Origin of the sequence: Agrobacterium sp. D14 (assembly GCF_001526505.1) — a bacterium.
In the GTDB taxonomy this organism is placed as follows: Bacteria; Pseudomonadota; Alphaproteobacteria; order Rhizobiales; family Rhizobiaceae; genus Agrobacterium; species Agrobacterium leguminum.
In genome coordinates this window covers 1-16,312 of sequence record NZ_ASXX01000006.1, presented here as the reverse complement: position 1 = coordinate 16,312, position 16,312 = coordinate 1, and the positions used below count along the sequence as shown (strand labels likewise).

At 60.5% G+C, this 16,312-nt stretch carries 20 protein-coding genes and 1 riboswitch; of the genes, 10 read left to right on the top strand and 10 right to left on the bottom strand.

What is annotated here, in order from left to right:
• The first annotated feature begins 67 nt into the window (after positions 1-67).
• From L901_RS04665 to L901_RS04650, 4 genes are all read left to right on the top strand, one after another.
• Positions 68-988 (top strand): cytochrome c, encoded by a 921-nt coding sequence (locus L901_RS04665; protein ID WP_059753944.1) that lies wholly within the window; start codon positions 68-70, stop codon positions 986-988.
• 185 nt (positions 989-1,173) lie between these two features.
• A riboswitch (cobalamin riboswitch) is annotated at positions 1,174-1,410 on the top strand.
• Between the two features lie 160 nt (positions 1,411-1,570).
• On the top strand, positions 1,571-1,753 hold the full coding sequence (locus L901_RS04660; RefSeq protein ID WP_003522264.1) for a CbtB domain-containing protein: 183 nt from the start codon (positions 1,571-1,573) through the stop codon (positions 1,751-1,753).
• A 10-nt stretch (positions 1,754-1,763) separates the two neighbouring features.
• Positions 1,764-2,474, top strand: a complete 711-nt coding sequence (locus tag L901_RS04655; RefSeq protein ID WP_059753941.1) for a CbtA family protein — start codon at positions 1,764-1,766, stop codon at positions 2,472-2,474.
• Between the two features lie 4 nt (positions 2,475-2,478).
• Positions 2,479-2,793 (top strand): hypothetical protein, encoded by a 315-nt coding sequence (locus L901_RS04650; RefSeq protein ID WP_059753940.1) that lies wholly within the window; start codon positions 2,479-2,481, stop codon positions 2,791-2,793.
• 87 nt (positions 2,794-2,880) lie between these two features.
• Here L901_RS04650 and L901_RS04645 read toward each other — a convergent pair whose 3' ends face one another.
• The 4 genes from L901_RS04645 to L901_RS04630 form a co-directional block, all read right to left on the bottom strand.
• Positions 2,881-3,447 (bottom strand): type 1 glutamine amidotransferase family protein, encoded by a 567-nt coding sequence (locus tag L901_RS04645; protein WP_059753937.1) that lies wholly within the window; start codon positions 3,445-3,447, stop codon positions 2,881-2,883.
• 20 nt (positions 3,448-3,467) lie between these two features.
• On the bottom strand, positions 3,468-3,956 hold the full coding sequence (locus L901_RS04640) for a GNAT family N-acetyltransferase (RefSeq protein ID WP_059753934.1): 489 nt from the start codon (positions 3,954-3,956) through the stop codon (positions 3,468-3,470).
• A gap of 204 nt (positions 3,957-4,160) precedes the next feature.
• Positions 4,161-4,574 (bottom strand): helix-turn-helix domain-containing protein, encoded by a 414-nt coding sequence (locus L901_RS04635; RefSeq protein ID WP_059754117.1) that lies wholly within the window; start codon positions 4,572-4,574, stop codon positions 4,161-4,163.
• Between the two features lie 113 nt (positions 4,575-4,687).
• Positions 4,688-5,050, bottom strand: a complete 363-nt coding sequence (locus tag L901_RS04630) for a hypothetical protein (protein WP_059753932.1) — start codon at positions 5,048-5,050, stop codon at positions 4,688-4,690.
• Positions 5,051-5,177: 127 nt separating this feature from the next.
• Here L901_RS04630 and dmeR point away from each other — a divergent pair, with 127 nt between their 5' ends.
• On the top strand, positions 5,178-5,450 hold the full coding sequence (gene dmeR / locus L901_RS04625; protein ID WP_003509296.1) for a Ni(II)/Co(II)-sensing transcriptional repressor DmeR: 273 nt from the start codon (positions 5,178-5,180) through the stop codon (positions 5,448-5,450).
• A gap of 20 nt (positions 5,451-5,470) precedes the next feature.
• Entirely contained in the window at positions 5,471-6,490 is a 1,020-nt protein-coding gene (gene dmeF, locus L901_RS04620; RefSeq protein ID WP_059753930.1) for a CDF family Co(II)/Ni(II) efflux transporter DmeF, read from the top strand.
• A gap of 10 nt (positions 6,491-6,500) precedes the next feature.
• Here dmeF and L901_RS04615 read toward each other — a convergent pair whose 3' ends face one another.
• The 4 genes from L901_RS04615 to L901_RS04600 form a co-directional block, all read right to left on the bottom strand.
• Entirely contained in the window at positions 6,501-6,788 is a 288-nt protein-coding gene (locus L901_RS04615) for a hypothetical protein (RefSeq protein WP_059753927.1), read from the bottom strand.
• A gap of 375 nt (positions 6,789-7,163) precedes the next feature.
• Positions 7,164-8,261, bottom strand: coding sequence for a glycine betaine/L-proline ABC transporter ATP-binding protein (locus tag L901_RS04610; protein WP_059753924.1), 1,098 nt, complete (start codon positions 8,259-8,261; stop codon positions 7,164-7,166).
• Complete coding sequence (locus L901_RS04605; protein ID WP_059753922.1) at positions 8,254-9,162, bottom strand: proline/glycine betaine ABC transporter permease; 909 nt, start codon at positions 9,160-9,162, stop codon at positions 8,254-8,256. The genes L901_RS04610 and L901_RS04605 overlap by 8 nt, the downstream gene beginning before the upstream one ends.
• Before the next feature lie 244 nt (positions 9,163-9,406).
• Positions 9,407-10,417: an ABC transporter substrate-binding protein gene (locus L901_RS04600; protein WP_035218358.1), complete on the bottom strand. Its 1,011-nt coding sequence runs from the start codon at positions 10,415-10,417 to the stop codon at positions 9,407-9,409.
• Between L901_RS04600 and L901_RS27325 the strand changes: the two genes are divergently transcribed.
• On the top strand, positions 10,416-10,733 hold the full coding sequence (locus L901_RS27325; protein WP_183044124.1) for a hypothetical protein: 318 nt from the start codon (positions 10,416-10,418) through the stop codon (positions 10,731-10,733). The genes L901_RS04600 and L901_RS27325 overlap by 2 nt on opposite strands.
• A gap of 181 nt (positions 10,734-10,914) precedes the next feature.
• Here the strand turns inward: L901_RS27325 and L901_RS04595 are convergent, their stop codons facing one another.
• Both L901_RS04595 and L901_RS04590 read right to left on the bottom strand, forming a co-directional pair.
• Entirely contained in the window at positions 10,915-13,014 is a 2,100-nt protein-coding gene (locus L901_RS04595; RefSeq protein ID WP_059753919.1) for a S9 family peptidase, read from the bottom strand.
• Positions 13,015-13,150: 136 nt separating this feature from the next.
• Positions 13,151-13,720 carry a hypothetical protein gene (locus tag L901_RS04590; RefSeq protein ID WP_147401569.1) on the bottom strand — a complete coding sequence of 190 codons (570 nt, stop codon included), beginning with the start codon at positions 13,718-13,720 and terminating at the stop codon, positions 13,151-13,153.
• A 305-nt stretch (positions 13,721-14,025) separates the two neighbouring features.
• Between L901_RS04590 and L901_RS04585 the strand changes: the two genes are divergently transcribed.
• The 3 genes from L901_RS04585 to L901_RS04575 all read left to right on the top strand — a co-directional run bounded on the left by L901_RS04585 (position 14,026) and on the right by L901_RS04575 (position 16,218).
• Positions 14,026-14,427, top strand: a complete 402-nt coding sequence (locus L901_RS04585) for a DUF930 domain-containing protein (RefSeq protein ID WP_059753914.1) — start codon at positions 14,026-14,028, stop codon at positions 14,425-14,427.
• 105 nt (positions 14,428-14,532) lie between these two features.
• Positions 14,533-15,441 (top strand): dihydrodipicolinate synthase family protein, encoded by a 909-nt coding sequence (locus L901_RS04580; RefSeq protein WP_059753911.1) that lies wholly within the window; start codon positions 14,533-14,535, stop codon positions 15,439-15,441.
• A gap of 51 nt (positions 15,442-15,492) precedes the next feature.
• Positions 15,493-16,218 (top strand): polysaccharide deacetylase family protein, encoded by a 726-nt coding sequence (locus tag L901_RS04575; protein WP_059753910.1) that lies wholly within the window; start codon positions 15,493-15,495, stop codon positions 16,216-16,218.
• Positions 16,219-16,312: the final 94 nt, after the last annotated feature.

Below are 16,312 nucleotides of genomic sequence, written 5' to 3'. Positions count from 1 at the left end.
TTACCGGCGGCGTTTTCTCAGGCACGAAAGACATCTGACCGGATCAGGTGAGAATGGGGAGAGGGGCATGTCCTCCATCTGGACGAAACTCGTGGGCGGGGCCGTCGTCGCGGCCATTGCGGGCTACGGCATATTCGCCTGGGTCACCGCGCCTCAGCGGCAGGCGCCCAGCCACTGGGTCAGCCTGGGCGAACCGGATCTGGCCAATGGCGAAACGCTGTTCTGGGCGGGCGGCTGCGCAAGCTGCCATGCCGCACCCGATGCGAAAGGCGAGGCGCTGTTGACGCTTTCGGGCGGGCAGGCGCTGAAAAGCCCCTTCGGCACCTTCCATGTCCCCAATATTTCCTCCGATCCGCAGCATGGCATCGGCGGCTGGACGCTGGCGGAATTCGGCGATGCGATGACGCGCGGTGTGGGCAGGAACGGCGAACATCTCTACCCGTCCTTTCCCTATGCCTCCTATGCCCGCATGACGCAGAAGGACATCAACGATCTCTTCGGTTATCTGAAAGCCCTGCCGGCCAGCCAGAACGATGCGCCGGATCACGAGTTGCCGTTCCCCTTCAATCTGCGCATGGCGCTGGGCGGCTGGAAATTCCTTTATTTCGACCCCTCGGCGCGGCCCCGAGTCGAGCTTGCCAATGCCAATGCCGAATTGCTGCGCGGCCAATATCTTGTGGAAGGGCCGGGCCATTGCGGCGAATGCCACACGCCGCGCAACGCGCTTGGCGGTTTCGTGAAAGACAAGTGGCTGGCCGGCGGGCCCAACCCGGAAGGCGAGGGCCGCATTCCCGACATTACCCCCGGTTCGCAAAGCATCGGCAGCTGGGCCGAGGCCGATATTGCCAGCTATCTGGAAAACGGCTTCACCCCGGAATTCGACAGCGTCGGCGGCTCCATGGTCAAGGTGCAGCAGAACATGGCGCATCTGACGCCTGAAGACCGTGATGCGATTGCCGCCTATCTGAAGGCCATACCGTCGCGGTAACTCTCAGCCGTCATGCCGGACTAGATCCGGCATCCAGCCACGGCGCGTCTGCGCCGTGAGAAGAGTCTATTGCGATCAAGGACTTGATCGCGCTGGACCCCGGATCTAGTCCGGGGTGACGGAGGTGGAGGCGACGGCGTGCGGTTGGAAAGCAGGCCCACCATTGACTCCCGACCCCGCCCATCGGATAACAATCCTGTGATGGTTCCTTCCGGGCGTTCCGGAAGGTGAAAAGGGAACACGATAGGGAGAAATCCTCATTCGTGGCTGCCCCCGCAACTGTGAGCGGAGAGCCTGAAACGAAATGCCACTGGCAGGCCAGCTCGCCGGGAACCGAAGGTTTCCAGAGAGGGTGACGCCGGGAAGGTGTTTCAGGTTTTGACCCGTAAGCCAGGAGACCTGCCATCGCGGAAATATCCATGCCGGCGGGGTGTCCGGAAGAGCGGAATTTCAGGGTGGCGGGATCGACGCCTCCCTGTGTCAGTCTCGTATCCCCGTGGTGAAGTGTATCGTAGCGGCTCGACGGCCCTTTGCCGTCCGGCCGCGTCCAAAGGCGCGGGGTCGCGCCGGAGAGGGGTCACCATGTCCATCAACCAGAATACGGCCAACGCCGCCGTTTCCGCAAAAACAACCAGCTTCGCGCAATCGCTGACGGCGATCGTGCTTGGCCTGTTCGTTGTCGGTTTTGTCGGTTTTTCCCATGTGGAAGCCGTTCACAACGCCGCGCATGACACGCGTCATGCCAATGCCTTCCCCTGCCATTGAGGGGAACGGCATGTCGTCTTTTCGCAATATCGTCTTTACCGCCGTTCTCGTCGGTATTCTTGGCGGTTTCGCCGTTTCGGCCATGCAGGCTTTCGGCACGACGCCGCTCATCCTTCAGGCGGAAACCTATGAAAGCGCCGGCGAAGCGCCCCACAGCCATGATGCGACGGCCCCCGGTGCTGCCGTTCCCGCCCATGAGCACAATGACGAGGCCTGGGCTCCGGCCGATGGCTTCGAGCGCACCGCCTATACCGTCGCCGCCAATGTGCTCACCGCCATCGGTTATGCGCTGGTGCTGACCGGCCTCATTTCACTGCGTGGCACCAATGGCGGCTGGCGCGAAGGTCTTCTCTGGGGCGTTGCCGGTTTTGCCGCCGTCATGCTGGCCCCGATGATCGGTCTGCCGCCGGAATTGCCGGGCAGCCCGGCTGCCGCGCTCGAGGCGCGACAGATCTGGTGGCTTGCGACGGTTGCCGCAACCGCGGGCGGCATTGCGCTGATCGCGTTCCGCCGCGAACCCTGGGCCATCATATTGGCGCTGGTGCTGATCGTCGCACCGCACGTGGTCGGCGCACCCTTGCCGCCGGAAGGCGAACATGCGCTGGCGCCGCTGCCGCTGGAGCGTCAGTTCATCGTCGCCGCCACCGTGACCAGCTTCGTTTTCTGGGCTTTGCTCGGAACATTGAGCGCGTTTTTCCTGAAGCGCTTCCAGTCGGCGTAAATCCATGCAGGATGCAGCGGAATGGAGTGAGGAACTCGATGCGCTGCGTTTTGCCGTCCCCGGTCACGGCGCTTTCTGCGCCGTGCACCGCCTTGCCTTTAAGGCAGTGCTGGGGCCGAATCCCGAACGCGAGGCGGCTCTCACCTTTTTCCACGACCACGAGGCCGCCTTTGTGGGGGCGGCCCTTTCCAAGATCAAACGTGCAAATTTGCCCGCCGGCCGCAGCCTGCATCTGAACAGCCGCGATATTCGCCGGGCGATTGCCGGGGAGGGTGAGGAGCCGGCGGCGCGCGTGTGCCGGGTGCTGGATCGGCGATAATCCTCGCTGTTCTCACCTCCGTCATCCCGGCTCAAGGCCGGAATGACGGGGAGTGGAGGGAGCGCAAACAACCGAGACGGCTATGCCTCAGCGATGCTCCGCCGCAAAAACCTGAAGTTCCGCCTCGGCTTCCGGACCAAAGAGGCCGAGGTGTTTCAGGATTTCCACAGCGAAACTGACCGGCGCGCTGCCGGCGGCGGTGACGATGCCGCCATCGCTGACCGCTTTCGGCTGGTCGCGATAAAGCGCCTCGCCGCTATAGACGGCATAAGCCTTGTGGGACGCCAGCGAATTGCCGGTATGGGCGACATCGTTCAGAACGCCCGTGCCGCCGAGTGCACTTGCCGCCGCGCAGATGCCGGCCACCAGCCGGTCGCTGTCGCGAAACCGGTGCACCAGCCCGCCGAGATCGACAGCCGTTCCCTTTTCCCAGCTCAAGCCGCCGGGAATGACAAGCGCATCGATGCCAGCCGGATCAAGCGCGTCATAGGATGTGTCAGGCGTCACGGTCAGCCCGCCCATTGACGTCACCGGCCTGCCATCGGGGGTGGCATAGACGATCTCGACGCCGAGATAGCTGCGGGCTGCCGCAGCAAGCAGCGCCGGTTCCCAGTCCGCAAAATCCTGCGCCAGCGCAATGGCGATCCGTGTCATGGCCGTCTCCGTGGTTTTAATCAGGCGATGGACTGCATGTAGCGCATGCCGGTAACCGGCCGGGGCGCGAAATCCATGTTTTCGTAGAAACGATGCGCCGCGACATTGCCGGTCGTGGCGCTGACGGAAAGATAGTCGCAACCGAGACGCTTGGCGATATCGCGGGCGCGGGAAACCAGATGCCGGCCGGTGCCATGGCCGCGATGCCCGTCACGCACGAAGAGATGATGCAGCTCAAGCCCGCGACGACCTTCCTGCGCCCTGTAGAGCGGCAGAAGCAAGGCGTAACCGATCAGCGCGCCATCGGCTTCGGCCACGAGGCCATGGACCCAGGGCAGCGGGCCGAACAGGTCGCGTTCCAGTTTCGCCGGCGTGATCGCCGCCGCATCGCCGTGGTAGGAGGCAAGCAGGGTGATCATCTCGTTGAGCTCGGGCAAATCCGTCTTGCGTGCGCCACGAATGATGACGACGGGCGGTCTTTCCAGTGTAAGGGAGCTATCTTCGGTCATTTTTTCGGTCCTTTGGTCTTATCGGTGCCGTCAGGACGCTTGAGAAACAACAAAGCCGCCTGACGGCGGCTTGTTGACAATATGATCTGTCGAGCCGCCCTTAGAGGTAGGCCCAAAAGTACGAGCAGGAGATGGGTGCGCGTTCGTTGATCATGGGACATGCAATGCGCCCGAATCCGCAATCTGTCAAGCCCGGTTTTCCGATCAATGTTCACCCTCGCACATGCCGTGATTGGAAAGCGCGCGGATGACGTAGCAATCCTCGATCGAATGGCCGTGGCAATGGGAGACGATGCGCTCCAGCTCGTGCTCCAGCTTCTTCAGGCTGGCGATCTTCTCGCGCACATGGGTGAGGTGTTCGGCGGCGATGCGATCTGCACCCTCGCAGGGCATCTGCCGGTGCTGGCTAAGCGCGATCAGTTCGCGAATGGCGTCGATGTTCAGCCCGAGATCGCGCGCATGGCGGATGAAGGCCAGCCTTTCGAGGTCGGTCTTTTCGTAACGGCGCTGGTTGCCGTCCGAACGGTCGGCTTCGCGGATGAGGCCCATCTGCTCGTAATAACGGATAGTCGGCACCTTGACGCCGGTGCGTTTGGACAGTTCACCGATGGACAGCATCTTTTTCTCCATATCTCGGGTGCAGCGACGTCAGAACGGGTGGCTTCCACCGTTCCGGGTGCGATGCTCTAGTCTCTAGAGATATGGCTTTTCAGCCTGCCGTTCAATGGGTCTCAGGCGGCTTCATCCACACCGAGCGCCTGGGCGAGCGCCTTGAGGACATCGTTCTCGATGCTGGATGCGGTTTCCGGCTGTGCCGATGCGGCCATGTTGCCCATGTCCAGAGCGGGTGTGGTCGTCGTGGAAGCGCCGCTGTCGAGGTTCCAGAGCGCTGCGGCAAGGCCGGTGGAAACGCTGGCGGCGGCCGGCGCGACGGCCGTGGCGATGCTTTCGACGCTCGAAATGGTGCGATGCGCGGCGCGCGTCAGCTCCAGCAGGGCTTCGGTGGTGGAGTGGGTTTCCTTGCCCTTTGCCGGCTCAAGGCTCCGGATCGGAGTGGGATGATAGCTGCTGATGGTTGCTGCAATAGTCGTCATGACTGAGTCCCCTAAGTTTCATGGGGTATTTTTAACGGCCGAAACATTCGCGAGGATTGCGTCGCACGGGGCTTGAACGGAAAAATCCGCTCATATAGTGTACCCCCCTATAGTATATGAGGTGACCATGTCCCATACGATCCGCAATAAGGAGAAGCTTCTGGCCCGCATCCGCCGCCTGAAAGGGCAGATGGAGGCGGTGGAGCGCGCGCTGGATGATGCCAAGCCCTGCGGCGAGGTACTGCAATTGCTCGCTTCGGTGCGCGGCGCGCTTTCCGGCCTGACCGGGGAGGTGATGCAGGAGCATCTGCACGAGCATGTGGTGCATGCCGAAAACGAAGACGAGCGGGCGCGGGCGGCGGAAGAGTTGGCCCAGGTGCTGAAGACCTACATCCGGTAAAATCGAACAGGATTAGCGACATGACGACGACATCCGAACACCGTGCAGCAGCCGGTCACGACCATGTTTTCCTTGGCCAGAACCATGAGCGCAATGAAAGGCGTGTCTGGATGGTCATTGCGCTGACCGCGGCCATGATGGTGGCGGAAATCGTTGCCGGCCACTGGTATGGCTCCATGGCGCTGACGGCGGATGGCTGGCACATGTCCACCCATGCCGGCGCGATGCTGATTTCGGCGCTCGCCTATCTTTATGCCCGCCGTGAGGCGCGCAATCCGCGCTTCACTTTCGGCACCGGCAAGTTCGGCGATCTGGCGGGTTTTGCCAGCGCCATCGTGCTGGCGGTGGTGGCGTTGCTGATTGCCGTCGAAAGCGCGATGCGCCTCATCAATCCCGTTGAAATCGATTTCAACCAGGCGATCCTCGTCGCCATCATCGGCCTTGCCGTCAATCTTCTCAGCGCCGTGCTTTTGAAGGATGACCATCACCACGATCATGGTCACGGCCACGGCCACGGCCACGGCTCGCATGCTCATCATGGCCATGGCAGCCACGCCCATCACGATCACGGCTCCCATGCCGGTCACCATGCGGACCACGGCGCAAAGGGCGGCCGGGACAATAATCTGCGTGCGGCCTATCTGCATGTGCTGGCGGATGCGCTGACTTCGGTTCTCGCCATCGTCGCGCTGCTGCTCGGCAAGTGGAACGGCTGGTCGTTCCTCGATCCGTTGATGGGTATCGTTGGCGGTCTGGTCATCGCCCGCTGGTCATGGGGCCTGATCCGCTCCACAGCGACGACACTGCTCGATGCGCTGCCGCCGGCGGAGGATTTGCCGCAGGAAATCCGTGAAAGCGTGGAGACGGAAGAGGATCGCATCACCGACCTGCATGTCTGGCAGGTAGGGCCGGGGCATCACGCCGCCATCGTGGCGATCCATTCGCAGGCGCCGAAAGCGCCGGCTTTCTACAAGCAGAAACTTGCCGCCATACATGAACTCTCGCATGTGACGGTGGAAGTCAGCCCGGCAAGGGCCTGAATGGAATCGCCTATTCGGTATATTCCGAATAGGCGCTGCGCACCCATTCCGCCTCGGCTTCCGCCTTATCCTCGGGGGAAGCCGCGGTCGTATCCTGATAAGCGGGCGCGCTGCCATTGCCGACGGCCCACAGAACATTGGCCAGCGACTGGGAAAGAATGGTGCTGGAAACGGTGGGGTTGCCGGGGCCGCGTTTTACCGCCTGCTCCTCCGGCGCGCTTTGAGCGCTGCCAGCTTTTTCGATGTCGCGGATGCGACCCTGATAGTTATATCCGCCAATATTGCTTTCGATCTGCATGTCGGTGATTCCGCGTTCAAAAGTTAACGAATGGTTAACGGTGGCGACTTGTCCGAAACTTGCGCTTGCTGCGCTGCAGCGACTGCCGAGGGTTGACAGCCGGCGAAGTAGTGCTTCGTTTTTGCATAAAGGGGGCGGGGCAGGAGGCGATTGCCAGCTTTGTCCCTCGCGGCATTGCAGTCCGGTTTAAATTTCTGGCGCCGTGAACACCTCACTCCCGTCATTCCGGCCTTGAGCCGGAATCCAGCCGACGCGCGTCTGCGCGGCGAGAGAGTCCTTTCAGCCCAAGGACTTGGGCTGGCTGGATACCGGCTCAAGGCCGGTATGACGGAAAGAGGAAATTTCGGGGATGCGGCCAATCCGTCCGGTGCCGGATTACGCCGTTTCCTTCTCCACCGGCATAACCGTTTCCTGGAGCTTCTCCGGCTCCTTCACCTCAACCTCAACCTCCTGCGGCGCGGGCGTCACCATCGCAGCCACCAGCGTATCGAGGCCGATGCTGCCGACCGGCTTGCCGTCCTCGTCCACCACATGGGCGGTGGTCTCGTTGGCTTCCGACATGTCGCGGGCAATGGTTTCCAGCGTCGCGTTTTCCGGCACGGGCATGCCCTCGGGGCGGCTCTCCAGCGGCTCCATCACCGTTGTGGCCTGCAGCACGCGGCCGCGATTGACGTCGCGCACGAACTCGGTGACGTAACCATCCGCCGGGGAGAGGATGATGCTCTGGCCATCGCCCTGCTGCACCACTTCGCCGTCTTTGAGAATGGCGATATGGTCGCCGAGCCTGAGCGCCTCGTCCAGATCGTGGGTGATGAACACCACGGTTTTCTTCAGCTCCTGCTGCAGATCGAGCAGCATGGTCTGCATATCGACGCGGATCAGCGGATCGAGCGCCGAATAGGCCTCGTCCATCAGCAGAATATCGGCGTCATTGGCAAGCGCCCGGGCAAGGCCGACACGCTGCTGCATGCCGCCGGAAAGCTGGTTCGGATAATAATCCTCGTAACCGGCAAGGCCGACACGCTCCAGCCAGTAACGGCCCTTTTCCTCGCTTCTGCCGCGCGGCACGCCCTGGATATCGAGGCCGTAGACGCTGTTTTCCAGCACGGTGCGGTGCGGCAGAAGGCCGAATTTCTGGAACACCATCGCCGTCTTGTGGCGGCGGAATTGCCTGAGCGCCGAAGCGCTCATGCCGCAGATGTCCTCGCCATCGTAAAGCACCTCGCCGGCGGTGGGGTCGATCAGCCGGTTGATGTGGCGGATGAGCGTCGACTTGCCGGAGCCGGAAAGGCCCATGACGACGGTGATCTTGCCGCCCGGCATGGTGATGTTGATGTTGTTGAGACCGAGAACGTGGTTGTGTTTGTCGTTCAGTTCGGCCTTGTCCATGCCGGATCGCACCGCTTCGAGGTACTTCTCGGGATGCTTGCCGAAGATCTTGTAAAGGTTGCGGATTTCGATGCTTTTAGCCATGGGAGACCTCGCGGTATTTCTGCAGGCGCTTGCCGAAAGCCTGGCTCGCCCGGTCGAACATGATGGCGATGGCGACCAGAGCGAAACCGTTCAGGAAGCCCACCGTGAAGAACTGGTTGTTGATGGCCTGCAGCACGTTCTTGCCGAGCCCGCCGACACCGACCATGGAGGCGACGACGACCATGGCGAGCGCCATCATGATGGTCTGGTTGATGCCGGTCATGATGGTGGGCAGCGCCAGCGGCAGCTGCACGTTGAACAGCTTCTGGCCGTTGGAGGAACCGAAGGCGTCTGCCGCCTCCAGCACTTCCCGGTCCACCAGGCGAATGCCGAGGCTGGTCAGGCGAATGACGGGCGGAATGGCGTAGATCACCACTGCGATCAGGCCCGGAACCTTGCCGATGCCGAAAATCACCACCACGGGGATGAGATAAACGAAGCTCGGCAGGGTCTGCATCACGTCGAGCACGGGATTGATGAGGCGTTGCAGGCGTTCCGAACGTCCCATCAGGATGCCGAGCGGCAGGCCGATGACGATGGCGATCAGGGTGGCGATGGCGACGATGGACAGCGTCGTCATGGCGTCGCGCCAGAGGCCGACCGCGCCGATCATCAGCAGGGCTAGCGCCGTGCCGCCGGTAATCCTGAAGCTGCGACCGGCCAGATGCACGATGGCGAGAATGATGAGGAGCGTGATGATCCACGGCGTCTGGATGAACAGCCGCTCCGAGGAATTGAGGAAGAGCTGGAGCGGATGCACGATCACATCGATCGCATCGCCGTAGTTGCGCACGATGTCGCGAAAACCATCATCGATGGTCTTGCGTGCCACACGCATCGTGGAATTGTCGATGGCCGGGAACTTGCAGAGCATGTCCGGCAGGTAAGTGCAGAGGGCCATTATTGTTGTTTTCCCTTTGGGTTATTGGGTGGTGAGCGGTTAAGGCTGGAGCGCGCGGGGCACCCCCCTCTGTCCTGCCGGACATCTCCCCCACAAGGGGGGAGATCGACCTGCGGCAAGGTCTCGCCCATCTCGATGGTTGAGGATGAAGCGGCGAAAGCGCGCCCGCCGATCTCCCCCCTTGAGGGGGAGATGCCCGGCAGGGCAGAGGGGGGTAAGCGGCTTGCGCCAACCCCGCCTGCAATCACATCGAAGCCTTGATCTTCTCCGCCACCTCGGCCGGAACCCACTTCGTCCAGATGTCCTCGTGGTTCTCGAGGAAATATTCCGCGCCATCCTCGTTGGTGCCCTGGTTCTCATCCATCCAGGCGAGGATTTCGGCGACCGTCTTGTTGTCCCAGTTGCGGGCCTTGATGTAGTCCAGCGTCACGCCGGCCTTGCTTTCGAAGTCCTTGGTGATGACGGTAAAGACATCGGCCACCGGATAGGCATTGACCTTGGCATCGGCGCAATCGACCTTGGCCGTGCATTCGTCATAATGGGCGCGGTCGAGCTCGACACCGTCATCCAGCTTCACCATCTCGTATTTGCCGAGAATGGCGGTGGGCGACCAGTAATAGCCGAGCCAGCCCTGCTTCTTTTCAAACGCATTGGCGATGGAGCCGTCGAGGCCGGCGGCAGAGCCGGTATCGACCAGCGTGAAGCCCTTTTTGTCGCCCTCGCGCGCCTTGTAGAGATTGGCGGTGGTCACCTGGCAGTTCCAGCCGGACGGGCAATTGTGCACGGCACCCTTGCTGGCGTCTTCCGGGGCAGGGAAAAGTTCGGGATGTTTCAGCGCATCCTCGACGGTCTTGATATCAGGGTGTGCGTCGGCGATGAATTTCGGGATCCACCAGCCTTCGACGCCGCCATCGGTGAGGATTTTAGACGCCTCGATCATGCGGCCTTCCTTGACGGCGGCGTCGAGCGGCTCGCGCACGGCGTTCACCCACAATTCGGGCGCCATGTCCGGCTGGCCCTTTTCGTTCATGGAGGCGAAGGTCGGCATGGTATCGCCGCTGACGACATTGACCGTGCAGTCATAGCCGTTTTCCATGATGAACTTGTCGACGTAAGCCGCGACACCGGCGGATGCCCAGTTCATTTCGGCGATGGAGATGCTGCCGCACTCTTCGGCGGCATTGGCGGAATTTGCTGCACCGGCAGCGATGATAAAGCCCGTTACGAGAATGGTCGAGGCGAGGAGTTTCTTCATGTGTAAGACCCCCAAGTCTGATGCAGTGTTTTCAATTGGCAAAGCGGGAGCACTGCAAAGCCCGGATTGCCAAGGGCGAACTGACATGGCGCGTGGAAAAGCCGAAAAAAATGACGGCAAGAAGAATATCCGCAGAACACGCTGCGGCATTGCCGCAGGAGATGCGGCGAAAAGGCGCATGAATATGTCAACGACCGGCATAATACGGCCAAAAAGTGATATTGCAACGCGAAATGGCGCATCGCAGCCATGCGTTCGATTCCCGGAACATTTTTCCGTCTGGCGTAATACTGAAAATATATTTGTAATTTACTGAGGTGTATTTTGAATTTCAGTAGTTTGAAATAAAAATCCGTTGTGTCGTAAAGTGGTATTTAAAGAAAAAATAACGGCGCGATTTTGTGGAAAAAATATTCAGAAACGGGTTTTCGAAGGGTATTTTTATACTGTTTTTGGTCCGGGCGACGTTATCCGCCGCCCGTTCCGCCATCAGCGGGTCACGCCGCGTCCTTGCCGGCCACCTTAAGCGCAAAGGCATATTCGAAGGCGATTTCTTCCAGACGCTGGAAACGGCCCGACTTGCCGCCATGGCCGGCCGCCATGTTGGTTTTCAACAGGATGGGTGCTTCCCCCGTTGTCTTCTCACGCAGCTTCGCCACCCATTTGGTCGGCTCCCAATAGGTTACGCGCGGATCGGTAAGGCCGGAAAGCGCGAGAATCGGCGGGTAAGGCTTCGCACCCACATTGTCATAGGGGCTGTAGGCAGCAATCCAGCCATATTCCTCTGCCGATTCCAGCGGATTGCCCCATTCAGGCCATTCCGGCGGGGTGAGCGGCAAAGTGTCATCGAGCATGGTGGTCAGCACATCCACGAAGGGAACAGCGGCGATGATGCCGGCGAATTTCTCCGGCGCCATATTGGCAACGGCCCCCATCAACATGCCGCCGGCCGAACCGCCTTCGGCGATGATACCCTCATAGGAGGTGAAACCTTCCTGAACCAGATGATCGGCAGCGGCGATGAAGTCCTTGAAGGTGTTCTGCTTGGCTTCCATCTTGCCGGTTTCGTACCATTCGAAACCCTTGTCCTTGCCGCCGCGAATATGGGCGATGGCATAGATGAAACCACGGTCGGCAAGCGATAGCGTGGTGGTGGAGAAGGAGGCGGGAATGGTGATACCGTAAGCGCCGTATCCGTAGAGCAGGCAGGGGGCGGAACCGTCAAGCGGCACATCCTTGCGATAGAGCAGGGAGACCGGCACCAGCTCGCCATCATGCGCAGGCGCCATGATGCGGCGGGTGATGTAATCGTCCGGATTGTGGCCGGAGGGCACTTCCTGCGTCTTCAGCAGCGTGCGCTCGCGCGTCACCATGTCGTAATCGAACAGCTGGCTCGGCGTCGTCATCGAGGAATAGGAGAAGCGGATGACATCGGTGTCATATTCCGCCGCGCCATGCAGGCCGAGCGAATAGGCCTCTTCGGCAAAGGCGATGGAATGTTCCTCGCCGGTGCGGCGGTCGCGGATGACGATGCGCGGCAGGCCGTCGCGACGTTCCAGCCAGATGAGGTGGCGGGCATAGGCATCGACGGAGAGAATAAGGCGGCCCGGCTCATGCGGCACGACTTCTTTCCAGTTTTCCTTGCCGGGTGCGGTGACCGGTGCTTCCACGATGCGGAAATCCTTGGCGTCGCCGTCATTGGTGAGGATGAAGAAGACATCGCCGCCTTCGCACATCGAATATTCGATGCCTTCCTCGCGCTCCGCCACCACGGCAGGTTCGGCGGTCAGGTCGCTGGTGGAGAGAAGGCGATATTCGCTGGTCTCATGGTCGTGAATGTCGATGAAGATGAAATCGTCGAGAACCGACGCGCCGACGCCCATGAAGAAACCGGGATCCTTTTCCTCATAGACCAGCCGGTCTGCCGATTGCGGCTCGCCGATGATATGATGGAAGACCTTGGAGGGGCGGTGGTTCTCGTCCTGCAGCGTATAAAAGAAGCTCTTGCCATCGGGCGCCCATGCGCCACCGCCGCCGGTGTTTTCCACGACATCGGCAAGGTCTTCGCCGGTTTCGAGGTTGCGGATGCGCAGGGTGAAATATTCCGAACCCTTGTCGTCATAACCCCAGATGCCGTGACTGTGATCGGAGGACTGGTCGAGACCGGCAAGACGGAAATAATCCTTGCCCTCGGCCTCTTTGTCGCCGTTCAGCAGCACGTGTTTTTCGCCGCCGCCGCGCGGGGTGCGGAAATAATGCGGCTGCTCGCCGCCGGTCACGAACAATGTGCCATAGGCATAAGGCCCGTCATTGACCGGCACGGAGGAATCATCCTGCTTGATGCGGCCCTTCATTTCCTCGAACAGTTTTTCCTGAAGCGCCTTGGTGTCACCCATGGCCGCTTCCATATAGGCGTTCTCCGCTTCCAGATGGGCGCGGATCGACGGGTCGAGCAGGGTAGGGTCCTTGAACATGGCCTGCCAGTTATCGGCCCGGAACCATGCGTATTCGTCGGTGCGGGTAATGCCGTGGTGCGTATCCTGAACGGGCCGTTTTTCGGCGGTCGGGGCGGCGGGCAGGTTCTTGAAAATCGGCAAGGGAAACTCGCTTTCGTATGATGAACGGCGCTAGGAAAGATTCGTCGGCGACGACCCTAACATTTTTTTGCGCCCCGCCTCACCCTCGGATTGATACTTGCGGTGTCCTAGGTTCTGCTCATCACGAATGGCCGTGTTAGTCTTTCTCTCTCGCAATGTAACCAATGCCCACCCTGGGTCCATATTCCGAACTTCGGACCTCGATGGGCATTAGCCAATGCTCTGGCTTGACCCGCCCGGAAGGCATGCATTTTATCAATATACCGGCCCGCTTTGTTACAGGGTCGTAGAGTGAAACAGGTTCATCAAATAGCTTTACAAAAACGTGTAGACCCTGGCAAAGCCGCTTGGCATTCAGGTACATATTAACTTGCTTGGTCAATCCAGCCTGATTTATGTCGCCAATATTTGGATTTTGCTCAATGTTTTTCAACTCCACGACATAATCGCCCAGTTTTCCGAATGCCTTGTCGGCCGGTCGGTGGGAAATGGGGTAGGTTGTCGCGGTTGCCTTTATATAGGCCTTGCTGAGATTGAGTGCTTTGTACTCGGCATCTGCTGCCCACATCTGCGTGGCGAGGTCGGCACCGAGAGCGACATTGGCAGCATTTCCTAAAAGCCGAGATTTAGCGTTCTCTTTATCTGTCTGAGTGCAGCCGGAAAGCAAAACGGCAAGAATCGTGAAATTAATAATTGTATTTTTCATAATTTACCAAAATTTAAATTAATATGGGAATTTAGTTATTTAAAAAATGAATTTGTTTCTCAAGTTATTCTTTAAATTTTGGGAGATGGCAAGATTTATAGGACGGTCACTTCAAAAGAATCGCAACTGATATTCCTCTCCCAGCCGATCAAGTTTCAAATCTCCACAGGCGGAATGCGGCTTGGGCACAATTTCGTCAGCTTTCGATCACATTTTGGCAATATCCGGCAAATCAGCGATGATGGATGCAGGCCGCTCGGCCTGCCGCCCACCACAAGAACAAACGAAAAAACTGACAGGATCCCATGCGAAAGCTTCTTCCCGCTGCCCTTTCTGCCTTTTTCCTTGGCTTGCAGACCTTCACGCCTGCTTTCGCGATCGATGCCAGCGTCATGCGGCAGCTGAACGCGCTTGCTCCCGAGGAGCGGCTGGAACAGCGCTGCGATATCGAGGCGATGGAAAGGATAGCGACCGAGCAGAAGGGCATGCGGCCGGACAAGGTCATCGCCTATACTTTCGGTGATCCGGAAGTCGGAAAGAACTCCATCAAGGCGCCCGGCGCGGTCTTCAGGAGCGCGGGCGAATGGTACAAGCTGAAATACAAGTGCCAGCTCAAGAGCGACAGTCTCAGCATCCAGTCCTTCGACTACCGTGTGGGCGATAAAATTCCCGAAGAGCAGTGGAAGAAGTTGTATCTTTATGACTGAGCACGGGTTTTTTCAGTTGCTGGCAGGTGTTTAGCCTCCGCTTTTCTTGCCGCTCCGCCACCGGCTCTGTAACCCTGCTTGCCGATCAAAGCGAGGGAGACGGGCATGGCGACACGATTCAAGGGACTTTCGGCTTTTCCGATCACGCCGGCCGACGAGGCCGGGCAGGTCGACACACAGGCCTTTTCCGCCCTCACCGAGCGGCTTGATGCGGCCGAGGTGGATTCCGTCGGCATTCTCGGCAGCACCGGCATCTATATGTATCTGTCGCGCGCGGAGAGACGTCGGGCGATCGAAGCTGCCGCGGCGGTCCTCAAGGGCAAGCGCACACTCATGGCCGGCGTCGGCGCCCTGCGCACCGATGACGCCGTGGCCTTGGCAAAGGACGCCGAAGCTGCCGGTGCGGATGCATTGCTGCTCGCGCCCGTGTCCTACACGCCGCTGACGCAGGAAGAGGCCTATCACCATTTCGCCGCCGTGGCCGGCGCAACGGGCCTGCCGCTCGCCATCTACAACAACCCGACGACGACCCGCTTTGCCTTCAGCGACGAGCTTCTGGTGCGGCTTGCCTATATTCCCAATATCCGCGCCATCAAGATGCCGCTGCCGGCCGACTCCGATTATGCCGGTGAGCTTGCGCGGCTGAGGCCGAAGCTGGGGCAAGATTTCGCCATCGGTTACAGCGGTGACTGGGGCTGCGCTGACGCCACGCTTGCCGGCGGCGACACCTGGTACAGCGTGGTCGCCGGCCTGCTGCCGGTTCCGGCCCTGCGGCTGACGCGGGCGGCTCAGGCCGGCAATGCGGAAGAGGCGAAGAGGATCGATGCGGCCTTCCAGCCGCTCTGGGCGCTGTTTAAGGAATTCGGCAGCATCCGCGTGGTTTATGCCGCCGCCAACATCCTGTCGCTGACGGTGAGCGAACCGCCCCGGCCGATCCTGCCGCTCACCAGCGCCGAACGCCAGCGGGTGGAAGAGGCGCTGGAGGCCCTGTCGGCGATGGAAACCGCGCCTTAATTCGGGCGCTTTGCGGGCGGATTGCCACGTCTTCACACTCCGGAACATAAAATGCTGCGTCGCCTCTTCATCGCCACCCTGTTTTTCTGCGCTTCTTCCGCCGCCTTTGCGGGAACCGGTCTTGTCGAGCCGTCGCTGAAAATGTCGCCGCAGCATGACGGCAAGGTGCGGGTGGCGATGACGCTGGACGCCTGCATGGGCAAGACCGACCACCGCATCCTCGATACGCTGGTGAAGGAGCGCATTCCGGCAACGATCTTCGTCACCGCCCGCTGGCTGAAACACAATGGCGAAGCGCTCGCCGTGCTCATGGCGCATCCGGATCTGTTCGAGATCGAAAACCACGGCGAAAACCATGTGCCGGCAGTAGACAAGCCGGTTTCCATCTACGGCATCGCCGCCGCCGGTTCGGAAGCGGCGGTCGAGCAGGAAGTGGAGGGGGGCCGTCAGGCCATCGTCGCCGCCACTGGCCTCCAGCCGCAATGGTTCCGTGGTGCGACGGCCAAATATACAGGCTCCTCCATGGCCACCATCAACCGGCTCGGTATGCGGGTGGCCGGTTATTCCGTCAATGGCGATGGCGGCTCGCTGCTGGGGGCGGCCGCGACGGCGAAACACATCGCTGCCGCCAGGGATGGCGATGTCATCATCTCCCACATCAACCAGCCCACCCATGAAGCGGGCGAGGGCGTGGTGAAAGGCCTTCTGGCGCTGAAGGCGCGCGGCGTGATTTTCACAAGGCTGGATGACCCGTCCTTCGCACCGCCGGGGAATTGATCCGCAAGGTCGCCGCCTGCTTCTTCTCCCCGCCGGGGAGAAGATGCCCGAAGGGCAGATGAGGGGGCGAGCTCTCCGCATATCGCTACGCTCG

Bases quoted from the DNA above. Each gene is read 5' to 3' on its own strand.
- L901_RS04645 (WP_059753937.1), bottom strand. From the start codon at position 3,447: ATGACACGGATCGCCATTGCGCTGGCGCAGGATTTTGCGGACTGGGAA.
- L901_RS04610 (WP_059753924.1), bottom strand. From the start codon at position 8,261: ATGGCTAAAAGCATCGAAATCCGCAACCTTTACAAGATCTTCGGCAAG.
- L901_RS04630 (WP_059753932.1), bottom strand. From the start codon at position 5,050: ATGACGACTATTGCAGCAACCATCAGCAGCTATCATCCCACTCCGATC.
- L901_RS04655 (WP_059753941.1), top strand. From the start codon at position 1,764: ATGTCGTCTTTTCGCAATATCGTCTTTACCGCCGTTCTCGTCGGTATT.
- L901_RS04615 (WP_059753927.1), bottom strand. From the start codon at position 6,788: ATGCAGATCGAAAGCAATATTGGCGGATATAACTATCAGGGTCGCATC.
- L901_RS04585 (WP_059753914.1), top strand. From the start codon at position 14,026: ATGCGAAAGCTTCTTCCCGCTGCCCTTTCTGCCTTTTTCCTTGGCTTG.
- L901_RS04650 (WP_059753940.1), top strand. From the start codon at position 2,479: ATGCAGGATGCAGCGGAATGGAGTGAGGAACTCGATGCGCTGCGTTTT.
- L901_RS04640 (WP_059753934.1), bottom strand. From the start codon at position 3,956: ATGACCGAAGATAGCTCCCTTACACTGGAAAGACCGCCCGTCGTCATC.
- L901_RS04580 (WP_059753911.1), top strand. From the start codon at position 14,533: ATGGCGACACGATTCAAGGGACTTTCGGCTTTTCCGATCACGCCGGCC.
- L901_RS27325 (WP_183044124.1), top strand. From the start codon at position 10,416: ATGTGTAAGACCCCCAAGTCTGATGCAGTGTTTTCAATTGGCAAAGCG.
- dmeR (WP_003509296.1), top strand. From the start codon at position 5,178: ATGTCCCATACGATCCGCAATAAGGAGAAGCTTCTGGCCCGCATCCGC.
- L901_RS04600 (WP_035218358.1), bottom strand. From the start codon at position 10,417: ATGAAGAAACTCCTCGCCTCGACCATTCTCGTAACGGGCTTTATCATC.
- L901_RS04660 (WP_003522264.1), top strand. From the start codon at position 1,571: ATGTCCATCAACCAGAATACGGCCAACGCCGCCGTTTCCGCAAAAACA.
- L901_RS04635 (WP_059754117.1), bottom strand. From the start codon at position 4,574: ATGCTGTCCATCGGTGAACTGTCCAAACGCACCGGCGTCAAGGTGCCG.
- L901_RS04575 (WP_059753910.1), top strand. From the start codon at position 15,493: ATGCTGCGTCGCCTCTTCATCGCCACCCTGTTTTTCTGCGCTTCTTCC.
- L901_RS04605 (WP_059753922.1), bottom strand. From the start codon at position 9,162: ATGGCCCTCTGCACTTACCTGCCGGACATGCTCTGCAAGTTCCCGGCC.
- L901_RS04665 (WP_059753944.1), top strand. From the start codon at position 68: ATGTCCTCCATCTGGACGAAACTCGTGGGCGGGGCCGTCGTCGCGGCC.
- dmeF (WP_059753930.1), top strand. From the start codon at position 5,471: ATGACGACGACATCCGAACACCGTGCAGCAGCCGGTCACGACCATGTT.
- L901_RS04590 (WP_147401569.1), bottom strand. From the start codon at position 13,720: ATGAAAAATACAATTATTAATTTCACGATTCTTGCCGTTTTGCTTTCC.